Below are 2076 nucleotides of genomic sequence, written 5' to 3' on the forward strand. Positions count from 1 at the left end.
AGAAAGAAAGATACAGACTTTCAGATTGGTATAGGAAAAAGTGTGGAAGGGTATCAACGATTGAAAGAATCTTATTACGAAGCAAGTCAGGCTATCAAGTATATTGAGATTATCCGCCTGGTGACTGGTGATAAGAATAAGTCAGTAGTACATTATTCGAACCTCGGATTTTTCCAGATATTCGGCAAAGTTGATGATATGACGGAATTGGAAAGATGCATTCCGGAAACGTTAAAGAAATTATATTTATATGATGATGAACATAAGGGAGAATTGATTACAACCTTGCAGATGTATCTTAGAAATAACCAAAGCATCAAGAAAACTGCAGGTGCAATGTTTGTTCATTATAGAACGATATCTTACAGGCTTGAAAAAATAAAACAAATTTCCGGAATAAATTTTGACGATGCAAATGAAGTACTGGTAGTCAGTAATGGTCTGATTATTTATAAAATGTTAAAAGAAATAGAATAGAAAAAGAAAGAGAAATCGTGTTGAGGCATGGTTTCTTTTTTTTTGAACGAAGTTCATAAAAAGGTATTATATGGAAGAGTATCGATACGATGGAACAGATTTTACAAAAAAATAAAAAAACTTTTCCTGTTTGGAACATTATAAAAAAAATTAAAATGGTATATAATTCAGAAACGATGATGAGAAACATTCTCTGATTCAAATAGACAATGAGAAAAAATTATATTGAAAAGCCATCATCGCATTACTATATGTTGCGATATTATTATTTATAGAATTCTAGATCTTATATCTGATGATAGAGTAGAACGACCCCCATATCTTGATGAAATTGATGGAAATTTTTGAATAATCAATTTCATCGTCCGACAGGAACCCACCAATTTTTTAGGACGAACTAATACCTGAAATAGTTTAGCTAAGGAAAGGGGTAAAACCATGCAGCTTACAAGTACAACGGATTATGCTATCAGAATCGTATGTTATCTGGCAGCACAAAGGCAGATGATCTCTACATCAGAATTATCTCAGGAACTAAGTGTTCCATCCAGTTATATTCCAAAAATAACAAAAAAATTAAAACAAGCAGGAATCATAAAAGCCTGTGAAGGGATAAAGGGTGGATATCAGATTGCAAAACAGCCAGAGAATATATCTTTAAGGGATGTGATATCGTGTACAGAATCCACCATGGCAATTAGCAGGTGCCTGGAAAAAGAGGGAGGTTGCTCCAAAAATTATATAGCCTGCTGTAAAGTACATCAGATTCTGCTGGATCTGCAAAATATATACAATAACCGCTTGGAAAGCGTAAAGATATCAGACATTATCCGTCCTGGTAAGGATGAATATCTTGGAAAATTTTATGTGATTATAAAAGTTAATCTGAGAGAAAAAGATTATGAATGTATTTATTCTCATAATCATGATGTCTATGAACAAGTAAAAACAGCAGAATCATATGATGACTTTATAAAAAAATATGCGGAAAAATATATTTGTGAAGCAGACTGGGTAAATGTCCAGAAATGTCTTGCAGGTGAGAATTTAACAGAACATCTTGTAGATGGATGTGTGGAAGAAGAAATTTTCTATCGCGGAATCATCGAAAATAACGGTACATCGTATGTATGGATGAAAGCTAGTAAGTATGTGGATGTAAAGGAAAATACAGCAATTATTACATTTCATAATACAAAAGTGATTCCGAATACGATCGTAACAATGGAACAGGAGCTAAGAAAAAAAGAACAGGATGTTTGTATGGAACTCGAAAATGCGACTATTAACTTACAGGATGGATTTTTGAGTGAATTTGCACAGGATGAAGAAAAAAAGACGTATCAGAGAGATATTATCCAAAATATTCTGAATGGATTACTGAGTTCGAAAGAAATGACTGAAGCGGCAGCACAGCTCGGAATGAAAGAAAGCGATACTTACAGGGTTGTTGATTTTCATACCATCACAAAAAATGTACAAAGAAAATATACAAAAGAACAGCTTCACGAAGTAGGTGTTATCGAGGGTGAATTGATGAATCTTTTGCCGGATGCGCTTATTTACAGAAATATGGATCAGATTGTTATGATTCAACAG

The 2076-nt window shown here is 33.4% G+C and carries 2 protein-coding genes; both read left to right on the plus strand.

Features of this window, described 5'->3' with window-relative positions; all coding sequences use genetic code 11:
- Positions 1 to 477: PucR family transcriptional regulator (locus PGW42_RS15710; RefSeq protein ID WP_270235190.1), on the plus strand; the 477-nt coding region annotated here is incomplete at its 5' end.
- A 438-nt stretch (positions 478 to 915) separates the two neighbouring features.
- The coding region (locus tag PGW42_RS15715) for an RrF2 family transcriptional regulator (RefSeq protein ID WP_270235191.1) at positions 916 to 2076 on the plus strand (1161 nt) is incomplete at its 3' end.

Origin of the sequence: Coprococcus sp. TM115-187, from assembly GCF_027679115.1 — a bacterium.
Classification (GTDB): Bacteria; Bacillota; Clostridia; order Lachnospirales; family Lachnospiraceae; genus Allocoprococcus; species Allocoprococcus comes.